This window comes from Actinomycetospora sp. CA-053990, assembly GCF_050948445.1.
GTDB lineage: Bacteria > Actinomycetota > Actinomycetes > Mycobacteriales > Pseudonocardiaceae > Actinomycetospora > Actinomycetospora callitridis.
Window position 1 is genome coordinate 3,109,053 of record NZ_CP192043.1, and the last position, 18,641, is coordinate 3,127,693.

Genomic DNA, 18,641 nt, shown 5'->3' on the forward strand with positions numbered 1-18,641 from the left:
ACGCGCTGTTCGCTGCTTCTATGCGCGCGAAGTCCCCGTTCGCGTCAGGACGTCGGCGACACCGGGGTGATGTGCGTCAGCGCGCAGCGCCACCGCCCGTCGGCGTGGACGAAGACGTCCGACGTCCACTCGTCAGCGTCGATGTCCGCGCCGCCGTACTGGGCGGTGCTCACGACGCGGACGACGAGGGTCGCGACGTCCCCGTGAACGCGCACCCGGGGCTCGCTCGCGGGCTCCATCCGCGTGTGGCCGAGCGCGCCGGAGCGCACGTACGCGAGGAAGTCGTCCCGTCCCGTGACCCCGCTCCACGAGACGATCACCCAGTCGTCGGTCATGAACTCGCCGATCTTGTCGGCGTCGTTCGAGACGATCGCCGAGTTCCAGTCCCGGGCGAGCGCGACGATCTCGCGCGCGACAGCGTCCTCATCCATGGGGGAACGCTAGGGCGGCGGTCGCCTCGCCGGCTTGGACGAATCGGATGTCGCGGTCATCTGCGTGGCCCTATCGGCGTGCTCCGTTGAATTCGGACACTCGACGTCTGCGGCGCCACGCCGCTGACATCGACGTCAGGGCGCCGGCGGCGCGGCGACGACGGCGCGCTGGATCTGCACCGGGATGCGCGGCGCGCCGCCCCCGGCCTGGTTCGAGCCGTCGTCCCCGCCCGCGCCGACGCGGTCGAGCACCGCGAGCCCGGGGGTCGCGATCCGCCCGACCACCGAGTACTCCGGCGGCAGGGCCGAGTCGCCGTAGACGAGGAAGAACTGGCTGCCCGTCGAGCCCGGCTGCGAGCTCTTGGCCATGGCCACGAGCCCGCGGGCGTAGGTCGACGCCTGGCCCTCGGCGCCCGGGAACGGCGGCAGGCCGGCGGGGGGCTCCTCGGCGTACTGGTAGCCCGGGCCGCCCGAGCCGGAGCCGGTCGGGTCGCCGCACTGGAGCACCTGGAGGCCCTGGCCGGTCACCAGGCGCGGGCAGGGTGTGTCGTCGTAGAAGCCCTGCGAGGCGAGGCTGACCACCGCGTTGACCGCGCAGGGTGCCGACGCGCGGTCGAGCGTCATCGGGATCGCGCCCTGCGTGGTCTGCAGGGTGACGTCGACGGTGCCGGTGGTCGGGGGGTTGGCGTCGGGCGGGGTGTTCGGCTTGGCCGCCGCCTCCGACGGGTTGTACGTGCAGGTCGACGGCGCGGCGGTCGGCGGCGGGGTGTCCTCGGCGGCCACGACGAAGTAGATCCCCGCCGCGACGGCGACCACCGCCACGACCGCGACCACCGAGATGATGGTCAGGCGTTGCCGACGTCGCCTCGCCCGCTCCGCGCGTCGCTCGAGCTGACGCTCCAGCTTCTTCTTGGCGGCCTTCCGGCGCTGTTCGTTCGTCGGCACGGGGGCATCGTAGGAACCGCGCCGCCGGGCCCGGAGCATGGGCTCGACTAGGGTGGGGAAGCGAACCGATCTGTCCGAGGAGGACGAGGACGTGCTGGTCGAGGCCTTCGCGGCCGGGGTGTTCGAGACCAACTGCTACGTGGTCGCGCCCGCCCCCGGGGAATCGTGCATCGTGGTCGACCCCGGGCAGGACGCCGAGGACGGGCTGCGCCAGGTGATCGCGCGGCACGACCTGACCCCGGTGGCCGTCCTGCTCACCCACGGGCACATGGACCACATGTGGTCGGTGACGCCGGTCTGCGACGGCGACGACATCCCGGCGTGGATCCACCCCGAGGACCGCTTCATGCTCGCCGACCCGTTCAAGGCCGTCGGACCCATGGGCGCGCAGCTGGCGCAGATGTACCCGGGGCTGGAGTTCCGCGAGCCGCGGTCGGTCGAGGTGCTCGCCGACGGCGCCGACCTCGAGCTCGCCGGCCTCCGCCTGACCGTCGACCACACCCCGGGCCACACCCGCGGGTCGGTGGTCTTCCGGTCGGCCACCGAGGACGACCGCCCGTTCCTCATCGCGGGGGACACCCTGTTCCAGGGCAGCATCGGGCGCACCGACCTGCCCGGGGGATCCACCGAGGAGATGATGGCCTCGCTGCGCGACAAGATCCTCACGCTGCCCGACGACACCGCCGTCCTGCCCGGCCACGGGCCGATGACGACGGTCGGTCAGGAGCGCGACAGCAACCCCTTCGTGCAGGGCCTCACGAACGCGCCCGGACGCCACCTGTGAGCGCGTCGGTCCCGTCCGGCGGGTTCAGCGCGCCCAAGGGCATCCCCGAGTACGTCGGGCCGGAGTTCACGAGCGTCCGCGACACCCTCGTCCGCGAGGCCGACCGCGCGGGCTACGCCCACATCGAGCTGCCGGTCTTCGAGGACACCGCGCTCTACGCCCGCGGCGTCGGCGAGTCCACCGACGTCGTCAGCAAGGAGATGTACTCCTTCGACGACCGCGGCGGCCGCTCGGTGACCCTGCGGCCCGAGGGCACCGCGGGTGTCGTCCGGTCGGTGATCGAGCACGGTCTCGACCGCGGCGGGCTGCCGGTCAAGCTGCGCTACACCGGGCCGTTCTTCCGCTACGAGCGCCCGCAGGCCGGGCGCTTCCGCCAGCTCCAGCAGGTCGGCGTCGAGGCGATCGGCGTCGACGACCCGGCCCTGGACGCCGAGGTCCTCGCCGTCGCCGACGCCGGGTTCCGCGCGCTGGGCCTGCGCCGCTACCGCCTGGAGATCACGAGCCTCGGCGACGCCACCACGCGGCCGCAGTACCGCCAGGAGCTCACGCGGTTCCTCGAGAAGCTCGACCTCGACGAGGCCACCCGCGAACGCGCCCGGATCAACCCGCTGCGCGTGCTCGACGACAAGCGCCCCGAGGTCCGCGAGCAGCTCACCGACGCCCCGCTGATGATCGACCACCTCTCCGACGAGGCGGCCGCGCACCACGCGGCGGTCAAGCGTCACCTCGACGACCTCGGCGTCGCCTACGTCGAGAACCCGTGGATGGTGCGGGGGCTCGACTACTACACGAAGACGACCTTCGAGTTCGTCCACGACGGCCTGGGCTCCCAGTCGGGCATCGGCGGCGGCGGGCGCTACGACGGCCTGATGGCCGAGCTCGGCGGGCAGGACCTCTCCGGCGTCGGCTTCGGCCTCGGCGTCGACCGCGCGCTCCTCGCGTGCCGGGTGGAGGAGGCGGGGCTCGACACGGCCTCGCGGGTGGAGGTCTTCGGCGTCCCGCTCGGCGACGCGGCCAAGGACCGCCTCGTCGGGATCATCGGAGCGCTGCGCCACGCAGGCATCCGCGCCGACCTCGCCTACGGCGGCCGCGGGCTGAAGGGCGCCATGAAGGCGGCCGACCGCTCGGGCGCCCGCTTCGCGCTCGTGCTCGGCGAGCGCGACCTCGAGGCCGGGGAGATCCAGCTCAAGGACCTCGCCGACGGATCCCAGCAGGCCATCGCCCTCGACGGCGCGGCGGCCGCGGTGGACCGGGCCCTCGAGGACTCCTGACCGCAGGTTACTGGCTGGTATCGCTCGCTCAGCGAGCGATACCAGCCAGTATCCGCCTGATCAGACGGCGGGAACGGGCTCGGCCGTCGGCTCGCGGCGCTCGGTGGCCGCCGCGAGGCGTCGCGAGGCCGGACGAGTCGCCCAGGAGACGCCCGCGACGACGAGCAGGGTCGTGGGCACCACCGCGTTGAACGCGGCGCTTCCCGAGGCCAGGTGCGAGACCGTCGCGCCGCTGAGGTCGAACACGACCCCGGCGTAGGCCCACTCCTTGAGCCGCGCGTAGCCGGGGACGGTGAGGGCGGCCGCGCCGAGCACCTTCCACACGCCGAGCAGGGTGACGACGTAGGCGGGGTAGCCCAGCGCCATCACGCCCGCGACGGCCCACTCGGCGCCGAGGAGGTAGGCCAGGCCGCCCGAGAGCAGCACGACCACGGTGACGGCGGTGGTGGTCCGGTAGGTGAGGGTGCGGGCGTCCATCGTGGGCTCCTCGGGTCGTCGGGGACGTCGACGAGGAGACGCGCGGGCGGGCACGGATGTGACCGGACCGGTCAGCCGTCCTCGGCAGCTCGGGCGGCGAGCACGGCCGCGATGACCGCGTCCCGGCGGGCGAGGAGGTCGGCGCTGTCGCTCCCGGCGAGGGCCTCGTCGACGCCGGCCACGATGCGGGCCACGAGCTCCGGGGTGTGCGACACCGTCCCGAGGTCGGCCCACAGCGCCTCGGTGCCGGGCCCGAGGTGCTCGAGGACGTGCGCGATGCCGCCCGGGCCGCCGGAGAGGTGCTGGTTGGTGAACGGGCCCAGCGCCGCCCACCGCAGGCCCGGCCCCTCGGTGATCGCGGTGTCGACGTCGGCGACCGTCGCCACCCCGCGCGCCACCAGCGAGTACGCCTCGCGCCACAGCGCGGCCTGCAGGCGGTTCGCGAGGTGGCCCGGGAGCTCGGCGCGCAGGCGCAGTGGCGAGCGCCCGACCGAGGCGTAGAACGCCATGGCGGCGTCGACCGCGGCCGGTGACGTCGCCTCCCCGGGGACCACCTCCACCAACGGCACGAGGTGCGGCGGGTTGAACGGGTGCCCGACCAGCACGCGCTCGGGGTGCGCCGGGGCGCCGTGGGCGAGGTCGGTGGGGCGCAGCATCGACGAGCTGCTGGCGACGACGACCTCGGGCCGGGCGACGGCGTCGACGACCGCGAGCAGCTCGTGCTTGACCTCGAGACGCTCCGGGCCGTTCTCCTGGACGAAGTCGGCGTCGGCGACGGCCGCGGCGAGGTCGTCGGTGAACCGCAGGTGCTCCGCGGAACCGAGTGACGCCCGCAGCCGGTCCTCCGCGCCGGGCGCGGGGTCGGTGGCCGTGACCTCGTGGCCGTGGGCCAGGAAGAGCCGCGCCCAGCTCTCGCCGATGACGCCGGTCCCGACGACCGCGATCCTCATGGGCGGGCCAGCGCGGCGAACGGCTCCAGCGCCGCCGGGTCGACGAGGGCGTCCCGCGACGCGACCGTGTCCGGGTCGGCGCCGAGCAGGATCCGTTTGGCGGGCACCTCGAGCTTCTTGCCGGTCCGGGTGCGGGGCACCGCCGCCACGCCGTGGATCCGGTCGGGCACGTGGCGCGGGGAGAGCGACGAGCGCAGCTCGCCGCGGATCCGGGCGACGAGCGCGTCGTCGACCTCGTGGCCCGGGGCCGGCACGACGAAGAGCAGCAGCTCGCCGGGCCCGCCCGCCGGGTCCTCGAGGTGGATCACGAGACTGTCGGCCACCTCGGGCAGCTCCTCCACGACCGCGTAGAACTCGGCGGTGCCCAGGCGCACGCCGCCGCGGTTCAGCGTGGCGTCCGAGCGGCCGGAGACCACGACCGAACCGGACGGCGAGAACCGCACCCAGTCGCCGTGGCGCCACACGCCGGGGTAGGTGTCGAAGTAGGCGGCGTGCAGTCGAGAGCCGTCGTCGTCGCCCCAGAAGAACAACGGCATCGACGGCATCGGGGACCGGATCACCAGCTCGCCGCGCTCGCCCACCACCTCGTGGCCCGCCTCGTCGAACGCGGCCGTGTCGACCCCGAGCTCGCGGCCGGAGATCTCGCCCTCGACGACCTCCTGCCACGGCCCGCCCTGGACGATCCCGGAGCACACGTCGGTGCCGCCGCTGCCGACGAGCAACAGGACGTCGGGGCCGAACTCGTCGGCGACCCAGCGGTAGCCCTCGGGCGGCAGGGGGCTGCCGGCCACGCAGACCTGGCGCAGCGGGGACAGGTCGTGGTCGCGCGCGGGGTGCACGCCCTCGGCCCGGCAGGCCATGAGGAAGCCGGGGGAGGAGCCGAAGTGCGTCGTCCGGGCCTCGGCGGCGAGGCGCCACTGCCACGCCAGGTCGGGGTGCAGCGGGTTGCCGTCGACGAGGATCAGCGCCGCCCCGTGGAGCAGCCCGGAGACCAGCGCGTTCCACATCATCCAGGCGGTCGTGGTGAACCAGAGCATCCGGTCGCCGGGCTGCACGTCCCACGCCAGCCCGTGGTTCTTGAGGTGCTCGACGGTGATCCCGCCGTGGCCGTGCACGATCGCCTTGGGCGGCCCGGTGGTGCCCGACGAGAACAGCACCACGAGCGGGTGATCGAACGGCACCGGGTCGTAGGCCGGCGCCGCCGGGGTCCCGACCAGCTCCGACCACGCCGTCGCGTCCGGGATCGAGCCGGGGCCGTAGGGCACGGCGACGACGTGGCGCAGGCTCGGGAGGGCCGCGCGCAGCGCCGCGACCTCGCTGCTGCGATCGACGGGCTTGTCGCCGTAGACGTAGCCGGAGACGGCGATCAGGACCGTCGGCTCGATCTGGGCGAAGCGGTCGATGACGCTGCGCGCGCCGAACTCCGGCGCGCACGAGGCCCACACCGCGCCGAGGCTCGCGGCGGCGAGGTGCGCGACCACCGTCTCGGGGATGTTCGGGGCGTAGGCGGCGACGCGGTCCCCGCGGCCCACTCCGAGGCGCACCAGGCCGGCCCGGGCGCGGGCGACGGCGTCCCGCAGCTCGCCCCGGCTCCACTGCTGGGGCTCGCGGGTCTGGGAGTACGCGAGCAGGGCGACGTCGTCGTCGGGCTCGGGGCCCTCGACGGCGCGCTCCGCGTAGTTGAGCGTCGCCCCCGGGAACCACACCGCGCCCGGCATCCGGCGGCTCTCGAGCACCGTGCGGGTCGGCTCGTGGAACGGGACCGCGTAGAACTCGGCGATCGCCGACCAGAAGCCGTCGAGGTCGGTGACCGACCAGCGCTGCAGGGCGTCGTAGTCGTCGAACACCAGCCCGCGCTCGGTCGCGAGCCAGTCGACGAAGCGGGCGATGACGGTGCCCGCCGGTGGGGGAGCCGGTGTCGTCATCAGCGGACCTTCCCTGCGCGTCCGTCCAGGAAGGCGCTCATGCGGTCCTGGGCCTCGTCGCTGCTCGAGGAGATCGCGGCCATGAGCGACTCCATGAGGTAGCCCTCCTCGTCGCGCGCGGCGGCGATGCGGGGCAGGGCCTGGAGCACCGCGAACGTGCTCACCGGCGGGTTGTCGGCCATGCGGTGGGCCAGCTCGAGGGCCTTCGCGAAGCCCTCGCCGGGTTCGGTGAGGTACGTGGAGATGCCCAGCGCCAGGCCCTCGTGGGCGTCGAGGACGCGGCCGGTGAGCATCAGGTCGGTCATGCGGTGCACCCCGATGAGCCGGGGGATCCGCACCGAGCCGCCGCCCCCGACGAAGAGGCCGTGGCGCGCCTCGGGCAGGGCGTAGAACGCGGAGCTCTCCGCGACGCGGACGTGCGTGGCGGCGGCGAGCTCGAGGCCGCCGCCCACCACGGCGCCCTTGAGGACGGAGACGACCGGGAGACGCCCGCGCTCCATCCGGTCGAACACGCGGTGCCAGAAGCGCGAGTGCTCGACACCGGCCACGCCGTCGGTGGCCCCGAGCTCCGCGAGGTCGAGCCCGGCGGAGAAGTGGTCGCCCTCGGCGTCGAGCACCACGGCGCGCACGTCCGCCGGCGGCGCGGTGAAGAACGCCTCGAGCCCCCGGACGGTGGCGTCGTCGAGCGCATTGCGCTTGCCCGGCCGCGCGAGGCGCAGCACGGCGACCGGCCCGTCATGCTCCAGCGTCAGCGACGGAGGCAGTTGCGGCGCCATCGATCCCCTTCCGGGCGATACCTGAAATGTCAAGAAGGTTGATATTATCCGGGCGGTCGCCTCGACGGAAGGCGCCGGGGAGGGTGCGGTGACGAGGACCGAGGGACCGCCCTCTCTGCTCTACGCCGTCAAGCAGGTGGAGCTTGCGGTACGCGCCCGCCTCGACGAGCGGCTGCGGGGATCGGGCATCACGGTGCCGCAGTGGACGGCGCTGACGGTGCTCGCGCGTCGCGAGGGGCAGACCAGCGCGGAGCTCGCCCGCAACGCCTTCGTCAGCGCGCAGGCGATGGGCGACCTGGTCGCCGCCCTGGAGCGCGGGCGGTGGATCACGCGCACCCCCGACCCCGCGCACGGGCGGCGCGTGCTCATCGGCCTGTCCGACGAGGGGTGGTCGCTGATCGAGCGGCTCGCCCCGGTGGCCGCGGAGGTCGAGGCGATCATGGTCGACGGGTTCGACGACGCCGAGCGCGCCGACCTGCGCGCCCTGCTCAACCGCTGCCGCACGAACCTCAGTGACTGAGCCGTCGTGCGTGATCTTCTGAGCCGTCACTGAGGAGATCACGCACGTCGGCGATCGCAACCCCATCGTCACCCACGGACTTCACACCTGCCTCACGCTGTGGCATCCGGGGGACGGTGGAAGGGGACACGCATGGCGGATCGGGTGGAGTCGAACGCCGGGACGGGCGCGGGGAGTGACTACCTCGCCGCACGGCAGCTGAAGGCGGGCTCCGCGAGCTGGGTCCTGCTGGCCGGCCTGGGCGTCGCGTACGTGATCTCGGGCGACTACGCGGGCTGGCACTTCGGGCTGGCGCAGGGCGGCTGGGGCGGCCTCGCGATCGCCGCGGTGCTCATGGCCGTGATGTACGCCTGCATGGTGCTCGGGCTCGCCGAGATGTCCTCGGCGCTGCCTGCGGCCGGCGGCGGCTACACCTTCGCCCGCGTCGCGATGGGCCCGTGGGGCGGCTTCGCGACGGGTGCGGCGATCCTGCTCGAGTACGCCGTGGCGCCGGCGGCGATCGCGACGTTCATCGGGGGCTACGTCGAGTCGCTCGGCCTGTTCGGGATCACCGACGGCTGGTGGGTCTACCTCGCCTGCTACGTGATCTTCATCGGCATCCACCTGCTGGGCGTGGGCGAGGCCCTCAAGGTCACCTTCGTGATCACCGCGATCGCGCTGGCCGGCCTCCTGCTCTTCGCGCTGGGCGCCATCGGGTCCTTCGACACCGCGAACCTCACCGACATCCCGGCAGGCGACGCCGTCGGCGCGTCCCCGTTCCTGCCGTTCGGCCTGGTCGGCGTGTGGGCGAGCTTCCCGTTCGCGATCTGGTTCTTCCTCGCCGTCGAGGGCGTCCCGCTGGCCGCCGAGGAGGCGCGCGACCCCGTGCGCGCGGTGCCGCGCGGGATCATCGTGGCGATGGGCGTGCTCGCCGTCTCGGCGGCTGCCGTGCTCTTCCTGGCGCCCGGCGCGCAGGGCTCCCTCGGGCTCTCAGAGAGCGACAACCCGCTGGTCAGCGCCCTCGAGGCCGGCGCCGGCGGGTCGACCTGGCTGTCGACGACCGTGAACTACATCGGTCTGCTCGGCCTGATCGCGAGCTTCTTCTCGATCATCTACGCCTACTCGCGCCAGACCTTCGCGCTCTCGCGCGCGGGCTACCTGCCGCGGGTGCTCTCGCGGACGAACGGCCGCAAGGCGCCGACGCTCGCGCTGATCGTGCCCGGTGCCATCGGTTTCGTCCTCGCCGCGACCGGCAACGGCGACATCCTCATCAACCTCGCGGTGTTCGGGGCGACGCTGTCCTACGTGCTGATGATGGTGGCGCACCAGGTCCTGCGCGTCCGGAACCCCGACATGCCCCGGCCGTACCGGACGCCGGGCGGGCGGATCACCACGGGCGTCGCGCTGGTGCTGGCGCTCGCCGCCGTGGTGGCGACGTTCCTGGTCGACGTCGTCGCGGCGCTCTGCGCGCTCGGCGCCTTCGCCGTCTTCATGACCTACTTCGGGTTCTACTCACGCCACCACCTCGTCGCGTCGGCGCCGGACGAGGAGTTCGCGGCACTGGCGGCGGCCGAGGAGGAGATCGGATGAGCTGGACCACCACGCTCGGCGGGCACTCGTACGGCTTCGCCGACCTGCGCGAGCTGCTCGCCAAGGCGACGCCGGCGCGCTCGGGGGACGTGCTCGCCGGCGTGGCCGCCGAGTCCGCCGCCGAGCGGGTGGCCGCCCAGACGGTGCTCGCCGACCTGCCGCTCGCGCACTTCCTCGACGAGGCCGTCGTGCCCTACGAGGACGACGACGTCACGCGGCTGATCATGGACTCCCACGACGCCGCCGCGTTCGCGCCCGTGCGGTCGCTGACCGTCGGCGGCTTCCGGGACTGGCTGCTGTCCTGGGAGGCCGACACCACCGCGCTGAGCGACCTCGCGCCGGGGCTCACGCCCGAGATGGTGGCGGCGGTCAGCAAGCTCATGCGCGTCGGTGACCTGGTCGCCGTGGGCCGCAAGACCCGCGTCGTCACGGGTCTGCGCACGACGCTCGGCCTCGAGGGGCGTCTGGCGACGCGCCTGCAGCCCAACCACCCGACCGACGACCCCGTCGGCATCACCGCGTCGCTGGTGGACGGGCTGCTGCACGGCGCCGGCGACGCCGTGGTCGGCATCAACCCCGCCACCGACCGGCCCTCGACGGTGCGCGCCCTGCTCGAGCTGATCGACGACGCGCGCCAGCGGCTCGGGGCGCCGATCCAGTCGTGCGTGCTCACGCACGTGACCACCACTCTGGAGCTGCTCGAACAGGGCGCGCCGGTCGACCTCGTCTTCCAGTCCGTCGCCGGCACCCAGGCTGCCAACCGCGGCTTCGGGGTGACGCTGGACCAGCTGCGCGAGGCCCACGCCGCGGCGTCCGAGCTGCACCGCGGCACCGTCGGCAACAACGTCACGTACTTCGAGACGGGGCAGGGCTCGGCGCTGTCGGCCGACGCCCACCACGACGTCGACGAGCAGACCCTCGAGGCCCGCGCCTACGCCGTGTGCCGGGCGTTCGATCCGCTGCTCGTCAACACCGTCGTCGGCTTCATCGGCCCGGAGTACCTCTTCGACGGCAAGCAGATCCTGCGCGCCGGCCTGGAGGACCACCTCTGCGGCAAGCTGCTCGGCGTCCCGATGGGCGTCGACGTCTGCTACACCAACCACGCCGAGGCCGACGCCGACGACACCGACACCCTGCTGCTCACCCTGGGCGCCGCCGGCTGCTCGTTCGTCATCACGGTGCCGGGCGGCGACGACATCATGCTCAACTACCAGTCGCTGTCGTTCCAGGACGTCCTGCAGGTCCGCCAGACGCTCGGGCTGCGGCCCGCGCCGGAGTTCGAGGCGTGGCTGGGGTCGGTGGGGCTGCTCGACGACGCCGGACGCGTGCCGCAGCTGGTACCCGAGCCGATCCGGGCGTTGATGGTATGAGCGAGGTCGATCCCTGGGACGCGCTGCGGGCCGCGACGAGGGCGCGTGTGGGCCTCGGACGGGCCGGCGACGGCCTGTCGACCGCCGAGAACCTCCGCCTCGCCGCCGCGCACGCGCAGGCCCGCGACGCCGTGCACACCGCGCTGGACGCCGACGCGATCCTCGCCGGGCTCGGCGAGCGGGCCGGGCCGGTCGTGCACTCACAGGCCGCCGACCGCGCCGAGTACCTGCAGCGCCCGGACCTGGGACGTCGTCTGGCTCCCGACCACGGCCTCGAGGCCGGCGAGCACGACCTCGTCGTCGTGATCTCCGATGGGCTGTCGGCCCGCGCGGTGCAGGACCACGCCGTGGCGGTGGTCGACGCCCTGCTGCCGCGGCTCGAGGGCTGGTCGGTGGCCCCGGTGGTCGTCGCCGAGCAGGCCCGGGTGGCGCTGGGCGACGAGATCGCCGTCGCGCTCGGCGGGCGCATGGTGCTCGTGCTCATCGGCGAGCGCCCGGGGATGTCGTCGCCCGACTCCCTCGGCGCCTACCTGACCTTCGAGCCGCGGCCGGGGCGCGTGGACTCCGAGCGCAACTGCGTCTCGAACATCCGCCCGCCCGACGGCCTGACCTACGACGGCGCCGCGGAGATCCTCGCCGCCCTCCTGATCGAGTCCTTCCGCCTGCAGCTCTCGGGCGTCGAGCTGAAGGACACCGGCGCCGCCCTGCCGTCGGGAGCGGGCTGAGGAATCCAGCGTGATCCTCTGATCGCCGACCCTGGATTACGTCTTTCGGACGGATTCTTCGTCACCCCACCGTGTCCTCTTCGTTACTTCGGCGTGTGGTTCGACTGCGGCCACATCACCCAAGGGGCGGAAAGGCATCACACACATGGGTCTTCACAGGGCAAAACTCGGACGTCGGGGGATGGCTGCACTCGCGGCCACCGGGGCCCTGATCGTCGGCGGCAGTGCCGTCGCGATGGTCGGGTCCGGCAACGCGGACCCCCTGGACCTGTCGGATGTACCGGTGATCGGCACGACGTACGTGGAGCCGGACCTGGCGCCGTTCACGACTCTCGACACCCGAGCTCCCGGGACCGCTGAGGTCTCCGACGCGTTCGGCGCGCCGACCGGCGGGGGTGAGGCCGCCCTCCGACTGCAGACGCCCGGCGACGAGGGCAAGGCGAAGGCCTCGATCATCAAGAGGTTCGCGGCGACCAGCCCGGACAGTCAGCTCGCGGCCTGGACCACGTCGGCGTACTCGGCCTACCAGGACTCGGCGGACTTCCCGGACCAGTTCCCGAGCCTGCAGCTGGAGGTCGACTTCAACGGTCCGGCCGAGGGCGGCTTCTCGACGCTCACCTACGAGCCGGTCTACAACACCACGCCGGCGGAGCGGACGCCGGGGGAGTGGCACCGCTACCAGGCCGGTACCGGCCGGTGGTGCTCGACCAGGGAGATCCCGGACGTGATCCCGGGCGACCAGACGCGCTGTGACAACGGCGGGGACAAGCCGCTGTCCGCCTACCTCATGTCGGAGGGCATCGTCGTCACCGGCGTGATCATCAACCAGGGGAGTGGCAACCCCGATCTCGACGCCGCGGTCGACCTCGTCGCGACGCCGACCACGACCTACGACTTCGAGCTCACCGCGCCGGAGGTCATCCCCGGCGGGGGCGAGTGCGAGGAGCCGACCCTGCCCGACGTGCCGGAGCTCCCCGAGGTGCCCGAGGGTGAGCACGGCGGCGGTCACGAGGACGGCGGTCACGAGGACGGCGGTCACGAGGACGGCGGCCAGGACAACGGCGGCCACGAGCAGCCCGACGCCGGCCACGAGGACGACGGCGGGCACGAGCAGCCCGACAACGGCGGCCACGAGGAGCCCCAGCCGGACCCGGAGCCCCAGCCGGAGCCCGAAGACCCCTGCAAGTAGGAACTCCTGAACACGCCACGGCCCCCTCGCCCACGCGGCGAGGGGGCCGTCGGCGTTCGCGGCGCCGCCGGTCGTCCCCGAGGGGGGTCGGCGACCTCTCCAGTTCGATCTCTCGGGAGTGTCACCAGCGCGGGGACACTGACGGCACTGTCGAGAGATCGAGATGGAGAGCACCCGCCGGCTCGGTCGGGACCCGCTACCGCTCGTCCGACCTCTTGCGCCCGGGCAGCCGGTCGACGACGCGACCGAGGCGCTCGGTCGTGCCCTGCAGCGGGGCGAGGGCATCGGCGAGGACCTTGATCTGCTCGTCGAGGTTGTCGATCCGACCGGCGAGGGTCCGCAGGTCGGGGCTGACCTTCTGCAGCTCGCCGGCGGCGGTCGACAGTCCGGCGTCGAGATTGGCCAGGCGCGGCGGCACGTCGGGGAACGTGGTGTCGGCGTGCCGGGCGAGGACCTCGACGTGCTCGATCGCCCCGGTCAGCTTGCGCACCTCGTCGACCGCGCCGGCCATCTGCTGCAGGGCCGGGGCGGCCTCGGCGAGCTGGTGGAGGTCGGCGACGGCGGTGCCGAGCGCGTGCAGGTCGTCGACCGCGCCGCCGAGGGTCTCGAGGGTCGGGATCGCCTCGGCCAGCCTGACGACGGTGGGGACGGCGTCGGCGAGCCGCCCGACGGTGGGCACGCCCTCGGCGATCCGCTCGACGGTGCCGGTGGCGCCGGCGATCGTGCCGATGTCGTCGACGGCGCCGGCGAGGCGCTCGAGGGACGGGACCGCGCCCGCCAGGGTCTCCAGCTGCCCGGCCGCCTCGCCGATCTGCTGGAGGGCGGGCACGGCGCTCGCGATGACCTGCAGGTCGTCGGTGGCGTAGCCGAGGCGTTCGAGGGACGGCACGGCGCTCGCGAGGGCGGCGAGGTCACCGCGGGCCGCGGCGATCTCCTGCAGCGCGGGTACGGCCTCGCCGAGGCGCGGATGTCGGGCGCCGCCCCGGCGATCTGCTGGAGCGCGGGCACGGCGCTCGCGAGGGTCGCGATGGACTCGCGCGCCGCGGCGATCTCCTGGAGCGCGGGGACGGCCTCGCCGAGGGCGTGGATGTCGGGGGCGGCGCCGGCGATCTGCTGGAGGGCGGGCACGGCGCTCGCGAGGGTCGCGATGTCGCCCCGGGCCCGGCCCAGCTCCTGGAGCGCGGGCACCGCGCTGGCCAGCGTCGCGATGTCCTCGCGAGCCCGCCCGATCTCCTGCAGCGCCGGCACCGCCTCGCCGAGGACACGGATGTCGGGCGCCGCCCCGGCGATCGCCTGCAGCGCCGGGACCGCGCGGGCCAGGGCGTGGAGGTCGTCGACGGCACCACCGAGCCGGTCGAGGGCGTCGACGGCGTAGGAGAGGCGGGTGAGGTCGGGCGCGATCTCGTCGAGCGTGTGCTGGAGCCCGGACGCCACCGGCGCCAGCTGCTCCAGCAGCCGCACGAGCCGTGGCAGCGCGCGCAGGGCGTCGACGACGAGGGGGCTGAGGTCGGCAGCCGTCCCGGCGCCGGTGCGGGCGAGGTCGGCGAGGCCCCGCACGATCGTCGGCCCCTGCAGCGTGAGCTCCACGGCCGTGCGGGTCGACGCGACGACGAGGGCGCGGGCCGTGTCGAGCACGCCGCTCGGCGGGGCCTCGACGGACCGGGGCAGGGCGGGGCGGCTCATGCGGGACGGCTCCGGCTCGTGGTCGGGGTGGTGCTGGGGCTGACGGCGCGGACGACGACGGCGGCCAGGACGGTCGTCACCGGGACCGAGGCGACCAGGCCGATGCTGCCCACCAGCGTCCGGACGACCTCCTGCGCCACGTCCTCCGCGGTGAGCAGGTCGCCGAGACCCCGGCCCGCCAGCGCGAACAGCAGCAGCAGGGGCAGCGCCGCCCCGGCGTAGGCGAGCACGAGCGTGTTCACCGCCGAGGCGACGTGATCACGACCGACACGCATGGCGGCACCATAGAGGTCGGCGAGCCGGGCGGCCGGGTCCGCGCGATGGAGCTCCCAGACAGCGCTGGTCTGGGTGACGGTGACGTCGTCGAGCACCCCCAGCGCGCCGATGATCACGCCCGCGAGCAGCAGGCCGCGCAGGTCGAGCCCCGGCCCCACCACCCCCGCGAGCTCCGAGGCCTCCTCGCCGAGACCGGTGAGATGCGACAGCGAGGCGAAGAGCAGGGCGAGGACGCCGATGAGCCCGAGGCTCGCGAGCGTGCCGAGCGCTGCGGTCGCCGTGCGGGCCGAGAGGCCGTGCGTCAGCGGCAGCACGATGCCGGCGATCAGCCCGGAGGCCGTGAGCGCGACCGGGACCGGCGGGCCCCCGGTGGCCAGGGCGGGCAGGACGAAGATCGCGAGCACGCCGAGCGTCGCGCCGAGGGCGACGAGAGCGGCGAGTCCCTGCCAGCGGCCGAGCAGCAGCACCGCGAGCGCGAAGAGGCCGCCGAGCAGGAGAAGCGGAAGGCCCCGCTGGTAGTCGACGATCGTGTAGGTCAGCGGGTCCGCCGGGTCCCCGCCGCCCCAGCCGAGCACGACGGCGTCGCCGACGGCGAAGTGTGGCGAGCCGGGTGTGGTCGGCGCCAGGGTGACGATCGTGCTCCCGGCCGCCGGCCCGTCCTGGAGGCGCAGCGTCACCGCGACACAGCCCTCGCCCTCGCCGGGGGAGGGCAGGTTGGGGTCGGTGCAGTCGGACTCCCCGGCGGCGCGCAGGACCTCGGCGTCGACCGGGGTCTGCGCCCCGAGCCCGGGCGCGCCCTGGCCGGTCGCGGCCCGTTCCGCGACCCGGGCGTACTCGGACGGGGACGGGGCGAGCACCACGAGGCCCACCAGCACCGCCAGCCCGCAGGGCACGAGCAGCAGGGCCAGGAGCCGTCGCACCCGCGTGGCCGACGCCCCGTCCAGCGAGCCGCCGCCGTGCCCGTGGCCGTGACCGTGCCCGTGGCTCGCCTCGAGGGGCGCGTCCGCGCGTCGCCGGCGGGCCGGTCGGTCACGCGGCACCTCGATCGGACCGGTCACCGCGTCGTCGCCGGCGTCCTCCTCCGCGGTCGCGGACCGCGTGCGGCGCCCCGCGGGCCGGGAGGAGGTCACCCGGCCATCATCTCCGGGACCATTCCCGTCACGTGCCGGGGGAGGCGAGCTTCCCGCCGAGCCGCAGCACCGAGTCCGGCGCCTTCTTCGCGAGGTTCATGAGCGCCCCTCCGGCCCGGGCGCGGGCGAGCGAGCCGTGGCCGAACTTCCGGCTCACGCCGCCCCGGTCACCGGGCAGGTGGTGGTGCAGCGGGGTGTCGGTGGCTTCCGGGTCGTTCAGCGTGCGTCCGATGACCATCCGCTGGATCTCGCTCGTGCCCTCGAAGATCGTGTAGAGCTTCGCGTCGCGGTACCACTTCTCGACCGGGAGGTCGTCGACGTAGCCCCACCCGCCGCAGGTCTGGACGGCCTGCTCGGCGGCGCGCACGGCGACCTCGGAGGCCTTGAGCTTCGACATCGAACCCTCGCCGGCCTGGAACGGCACGCCGTTGGCGGCCATCCACGACGCGCGCCAGGTGAGCAGCCGCGCGGCGTCGATGTCGGCGGCGAGGTCGGCGAGCGGGAACGAGACCCCCTGGTTGTCGATGATCGGGCTGCCGAAGGCCTCGCGCTCCCGGGCGTAGGAGCAGGCGTACTCGAACGACGCCCGCGCCACGCCGAGTGCCATGGCGGCGACCATCGGCCGCGTCTGCTCGAACGTGCCGAGCGCCGCGGGCTTGCCCTCACCGCGGCGCGCTTTCTCCAGCTTGTGCTCGAGCTTGTCCTCCCCACCGAGGAGGTGCTCGGAGGGGATCCGGCAGTCCTCGAACCGCAGCTCCGCGGTGTGCGACGCCCGGTGCCCGAGCTTGCGCAGCCGGCGGACCTGCTCCATGCCCGGGGTGTCCTTGGGCACCACGAACATCGCCTGGCCCTTGGTGCCGAGCTCGGGGTCGACGACGGCGTTGACGATCGTGACGTCGGCGATCCCGCCGTTGCCGATCCAGATCTTCTCGCCGTCGAGCACCCACTCGTCGCCCTCCTTGCGGGCGCGGGTCTGCAGGTTGGCGACGTCGCTGCCGCCCTGGGGCTCGGACACGGCGAGCGCGGCGAGCTTGATGTCGCCGGACTCGCCGAACATCTCGGGCGCCCAGCGGGCGAGCTGCTCGGGGGTGCCGGCCTGGTTGAGCGCGGACAGCGCGAGGGCGGGGAGCACGACCGTGAGCCCGATGCCGGCGCAGCCCCAGAACATCTCCTCGAGGAACAGCGGGAGCGAGAGACCCGTGGGGTCGGAGATGAGGTCGGCGTAGAAGAGGGCGTTGTAGAAGCCCTCCTGGGCGGCCCGGTCGACGATCTCCCAGGGGCACTCCTCGGCGGCGTCGTACTTCGCCGCCGCCGGCCGGATGACGTCCTCGGCGAAGGCGTGGGTGCGCCGGATCAGCTCGTGGTGGGCGGGCGTCAGTTCCAGGGTGAAGGCACTCATCGGCTACTCCGTTCTGGTGTTACCGACTAGTACCGCGTACCGCGGGTACCGAAACCCGGGATCTCAGGGCCGCGGGAGGCCGATCGGGTTGGGGTAGGGGACGGCGCCCGTGTCGACGACGGCCGCGACGAGCGGCCCGAGGAGGCCGGCGAGCCGGTCGGTGCCCGTCCGTCCGAGCGCCCGCCACGGCCCGGACGCCGCGCGGTCGGTGGCGCGTTCGACCTCGTCGCGGGCACGACGTCCGTCGGCGGTGAGCGCGCCGTGCGCATCGAGCCACCCGCGCACCGCCAGCTCCTCGCCGGCCGCCGCCCACGTCCTGTCGTCGAGCTGCCGGGACTCCCGGAGGCTGCCCGAGGACTCGTCGGCGGCGATCTTGAGCCGGTGGGCGGCGACCGGCCCGACGTCGTGGGCGACGAGCGCCGCGACGTGGCCGTCGCCCCGGTGCTCGCGCAGCGTCGTCGCGGCCTGCCACAGCGCGAGGTGCGGCGGGGCCGGGCGGGGAGGGCCTGGTTCGCGGCGGCGAGCACGCGCCCGGCCGTGTCCGCGGCGTCGGCGGCCTCCCCGGCGAGCCGCGCGGCCTCGGCGACCGCGTCGGAGTCGACGCCGCCGGGGAGGTCGGCGAGGAGTCGCCGCAGCGTCGCGTCCACGCCCGCGAGGCGGGCCTCGAGGCAGGTCGCGGGGTGGCGAGCGCCCAGGCGTCGGGCAGCGCGCGGTGGATGCGGTCGCGGTGGAAGCCGTGGAACGACGCCCACGCCACCTCCGGGCCGACGGCACCGAGCGGCGCCGCGCGCTGGGCGACGTAGCCCATCCAGAACCCCTTGAGGTCCACCGCGTCGGCGGCCGCGCGGGCCTCGGGGGCGAAGTACGTGACCGCGTGCAGGGGTTCGAGCAAGGTCCAGAGGCGCCGGGCGTCGTCCACGGGCACGATGGTGGCCGCCGGACGGGGGTTTGCCTACCGCTCGAACACGTGTTCGAATGGTGGGCGTGCGGTGGGACGAGCAGAAGGTCGCGGGAGGCCCCGAGGAGCTGCCGGGCATGCCGGCGCTCAAGGGCCTCGTGCGCAGCGTCCGCACGCCGGAGTTCGCCGGCATCACCTTCCACGAGGTCCGGGCGCGCTCGGTGCTCAACCGCGTGCCCGGGGCGTCGCCGATGCCCTTCGCGTGGACCGTGAACCCCTATCGCGGGTGCAGCCACGCGTGCGCGTAGCTAGGTAAGCTACCT

At 74.1% G+C, this 18,641-nt stretch carries 18 protein-coding genes and 2 pseudogenes; 9 read left to right on the top strand and 11 right to left on the bottom strand.

Annotation, left to right across the window (positions count from 1 at the left end; genetic code table 11):
* Positions 1-44: 44 nt before the first annotated feature.
* Together ACQPYN_RS16010 and ACQPYN_RS16015 are read right to left on the bottom strand one after the other, a co-directional pair.
* Positions 45-431 carry a nuclear transport factor 2 family protein gene (locus ACQPYN_RS16010; protein WP_433038548.1) on the bottom strand — a complete coding sequence of 129 codons (387 nt, stop codon included), beginning with the start codon at positions 429-431 and terminating at the stop codon, positions 45-47.
* Between the two features lie 135 nt (positions 432-566).
* Entirely contained in the window at positions 567-1,376 is an 810-nt protein-coding gene (locus ACQPYN_RS16015) for a peptidylprolyl isomerase (protein ID WP_433038551.1), read from the bottom strand.
* Between the two features lie 91 nt (positions 1,377-1,467).
* Here ACQPYN_RS16015 and ACQPYN_RS16020 point away from each other — a divergent pair, with 91 nt between their 5' ends.
* Positions 1,468-2,160 carry an MBL fold metallo-hydrolase gene (locus ACQPYN_RS16020; RefSeq protein WP_433038907.1) on the top strand — a complete coding sequence of 231 codons (693 nt, stop codon included), beginning with the start codon at positions 1,468-1,470 and terminating at the stop codon, positions 2,158-2,160.
* Positions 2,157-3,431 carry a histidine--tRNA ligase gene (hisS, locus tag ACQPYN_RS16025; RefSeq protein WP_433038553.1) on the top strand — a complete coding sequence of 425 codons (1,275 nt, stop codon included), beginning with the start codon at positions 2,157-2,159 and terminating at the stop codon, positions 3,429-3,431. Before ACQPYN_RS16020 ends, hisS begins: the two co-directional genes overlap by 4 nt.
* Before the next feature lie 60 nt (positions 3,432-3,491).
* Here hisS and ACQPYN_RS16030 read toward each other — a convergent pair whose 3' ends face one another.
* The 4 genes from ACQPYN_RS16030 to ACQPYN_RS16045 form a co-directional block, all read right to left on the bottom strand.
* Positions 3,492-3,908 (bottom strand): DoxX family protein, encoded by a 417-nt coding sequence (locus ACQPYN_RS16030; protein WP_433038555.1) that lies wholly within the window; start codon positions 3,906-3,908, stop codon positions 3,492-3,494.
* Positions 3,909-3,979: 71 nt separating this feature from the next.
* Positions 3,980-4,858 carry a 3-hydroxyacyl-CoA dehydrogenase NAD-binding domain-containing protein gene (locus tag ACQPYN_RS16035; RefSeq protein WP_433038557.1) on the bottom strand — a complete coding sequence of 293 codons (879 nt, stop codon included), beginning with the start codon at positions 4,856-4,858 and terminating at the stop codon, positions 3,980-3,982.
* Complete coding sequence (locus tag ACQPYN_RS16040) at positions 4,855-6,783, bottom strand: acetoacetate--CoA ligase (protein WP_433038560.1); 1,929 nt, start codon at positions 6,781-6,783, stop codon at positions 4,855-4,857. The genes ACQPYN_RS16035 and ACQPYN_RS16040 overlap by 4 nt, the downstream gene beginning before the upstream one ends.
* Positions 6,783-7,559, bottom strand: a complete 777-nt coding sequence (locus ACQPYN_RS16045) for a crotonase/enoyl-CoA hydratase family protein (protein WP_433038563.1) — start codon at positions 7,557-7,559, stop codon at positions 6,783-6,785. Before ACQPYN_RS16045 ends, ACQPYN_RS16040 begins: the two co-directional genes overlap by 1 nt.
* 88 nt (positions 7,560-7,647) lie before the next feature.
* On the opposite strand from ACQPYN_RS16045, the gene ACQPYN_RS16050 reads away from it, so the two are divergent.
* From ACQPYN_RS16050 to ACQPYN_RS16070, 5 genes are all read left to right on the top strand, one after another.
* Positions 7,648-8,079 (top strand): MarR family winged helix-turn-helix transcriptional regulator, encoded by a 432-nt coding sequence (locus ACQPYN_RS16050; RefSeq protein ID WP_433038566.1) that lies wholly within the window; start codon positions 7,648-7,650, stop codon positions 8,077-8,079.
* A 132-nt stretch (positions 8,080-8,211) separates the two neighbouring features.
* Complete coding sequence (gene eat / locus ACQPYN_RS16055) at positions 8,212-9,648, top strand: ethanolamine permease (protein ID WP_433038568.1); 1,437 nt, start codon at positions 8,212-8,214, stop codon at positions 9,646-9,648.
* A complete protein-coding gene (locus tag ACQPYN_RS16060) occupies positions 9,645-11,018 on the top strand; it encodes an ethanolamine ammonia-lyase subunit EutB (protein WP_433038570.1) in 1,374 nt (457 codons plus the stop codon). The genes eat and ACQPYN_RS16060 overlap by 4 nt, the downstream gene beginning before the upstream one ends.
* Positions 11,015-11,743: an ethanolamine ammonia-lyase subunit EutC gene (gene eutC, locus ACQPYN_RS16065; protein WP_433038572.1), complete on the top strand. Its 729-nt coding sequence runs from the start codon at positions 11,015-11,017 to the stop codon at positions 11,741-11,743. Before ACQPYN_RS16060 ends, eutC begins: the two co-directional genes overlap by 4 nt.
* 181 nt (positions 11,744-11,924) lie before the next feature.
* Entirely contained in the window at positions 11,925-12,932 is a 1,008-nt protein-coding gene (locus ACQPYN_RS16070; RefSeq protein WP_433038574.1) for a hypothetical protein, read from the top strand.
* Between the two features lie 196 nt (positions 12,933-13,128).
* On the opposite strand, the gene ACQPYN_RS16075 is transcribed toward ACQPYN_RS16070, so the two are convergent.
* Complete coding sequence (locus ACQPYN_RS16075) at positions 13,129-13,821, bottom strand: hypothetical protein (protein ID WP_433038577.1); 693 nt, start codon at positions 13,819-13,821, stop codon at positions 13,129-13,131.
* A 78-nt stretch (positions 13,822-13,899) separates the two neighbouring features.
* Between ACQPYN_RS16075 and ACQPYN_RS16080 the strand changes: the two genes are divergently transcribed.
* On the top strand, positions 13,900-14,307 hold the full coding sequence (locus ACQPYN_RS16080) for a hypothetical protein (RefSeq protein WP_433038579.1): 408 nt from the start codon (positions 13,900-13,902) through the stop codon (positions 14,305-14,307).
* 304 nt (positions 14,308-14,611) lie between these two features.
* Here ACQPYN_RS16080 and ACQPYN_RS16085 read toward each other — a convergent pair whose 3' ends face one another.
* The 4 genes and pseudogenes from ACQPYN_RS16085 to ACQPYN_RS16100 all read right to left on the bottom strand — a co-directional run.
* On the bottom strand, positions 14,612-16,021 hold the full coding sequence (locus ACQPYN_RS16085) for a YibE/F family protein (RefSeq protein WP_433038581.1): 1,410 nt from the start codon (positions 16,019-16,021) through the stop codon (positions 14,612-14,614).
* A 28-nt stretch (positions 16,022-16,049) separates the two neighbouring features.
* Complete coding sequence (locus tag ACQPYN_RS16090) at positions 16,050-17,420, bottom strand: acyl-CoA dehydrogenase family protein (protein WP_433038583.1); 1,371 nt, start codon at positions 17,418-17,420, stop codon at positions 16,050-16,052.
* A gap of 63 nt (positions 17,421-17,483) precedes the next feature.
* Positions 17,484-18,172 (bottom strand): annotated as a pseudogene (locus tag ACQPYN_RS16095) (SCO6745 family protein).
* A pseudogene (locus ACQPYN_RS16100) lies at positions 18,115-18,345 on the bottom strand (helix-turn-helix domain-containing protein); the annotation flags it as partial. The pseudogenes ACQPYN_RS16100 and ACQPYN_RS16095, both read right to left, overlap by 58 nt.
* Positions 18,346-18,395: 50 nt before the next feature.
* Here ACQPYN_RS16100 and ACQPYN_RS16105 point away from each other — a divergent pair.
* On the top strand, positions 18,396-18,626 hold the full coding sequence (locus ACQPYN_RS16105) for a hypothetical protein (protein WP_433038586.1): 231 nt from the start codon (positions 18,396-18,398) through the stop codon (positions 18,624-18,626).
* The last annotated feature ends 15 nt before the right edge of the window (positions 18,627-18,641 follow it).

Coding starts and splice junctions, on each gene's coding strand:
- ACQPYN_RS16035 (WP_433038557.1), bottom strand. CDS start 4,858: ATGAGGATCGCGGTCGTCGGGACCGGCGTCATCGGCGAGAGCTGGGCG.
- eat (WP_433038568.1), top strand. CDS start 8,212: ATGGCGGATCGGGTGGAGTCGAACGCCGGGACGGGCGCGGGGAGTGAC.
- ACQPYN_RS16010 (WP_433038548.1), bottom strand. CDS start 431: ATGGATGAGGACGCTGTCGCGCGCGAGATCGTCGCGCTCGCCCGGGAC.
- ACQPYN_RS16045 (WP_433038563.1), bottom strand. CDS start 7,559: ATGGCGCCGCAACTGCCTCCGTCGCTGACGCTGGAGCATGACGGGCCG.
- ACQPYN_RS16070 (WP_433038574.1), top strand. CDS start 11,925: ATGGCTGCACTCGCGGCCACCGGGGCCCTGATCGTCGGCGGCAGTGCC.
- ACQPYN_RS16060 (WP_433038570.1), top strand. CDS start 9,645: ATGAGCTGGACCACCACGCTCGGCGGGCACTCGTACGGCTTCGCCGAC.
- eutC (WP_433038572.1), top strand. CDS start 11,015: ATGAGCGAGGTCGATCCCTGGGACGCGCTGCGGGCCGCGACGAGGGCG.
- ACQPYN_RS16090 (WP_433038583.1), bottom strand. CDS start 17,420: ATGAGTGCCTTCACCCTGGAACTGACGCCCGCCCACCACGAGCTGATC.
- ACQPYN_RS16105 (WP_433038586.1), top strand. CDS start 18,396: ATGGTGGGCGTGCGGTGGGACGAGCAGAAGGTCGCGGGAGGCCCCGAG.
- ACQPYN_RS16040 (WP_433038560.1), bottom strand. CDS start 6,783: ATGACGACACCGGCTCCCCCACCGGCGGGCACCGTCATCGCCCGCTTC.
- ACQPYN_RS16080 (WP_433038579.1), top strand. CDS start 13,900: ATGTCGGGCGCCGCCCCGGCGATCTGCTGGAGCGCGGGCACGGCGCTC.
- ACQPYN_RS16030 (WP_433038555.1), bottom strand. CDS start 3,908: ATGGACGCCCGCACCCTCACCTACCGGACCACCACCGCCGTCACCGTG.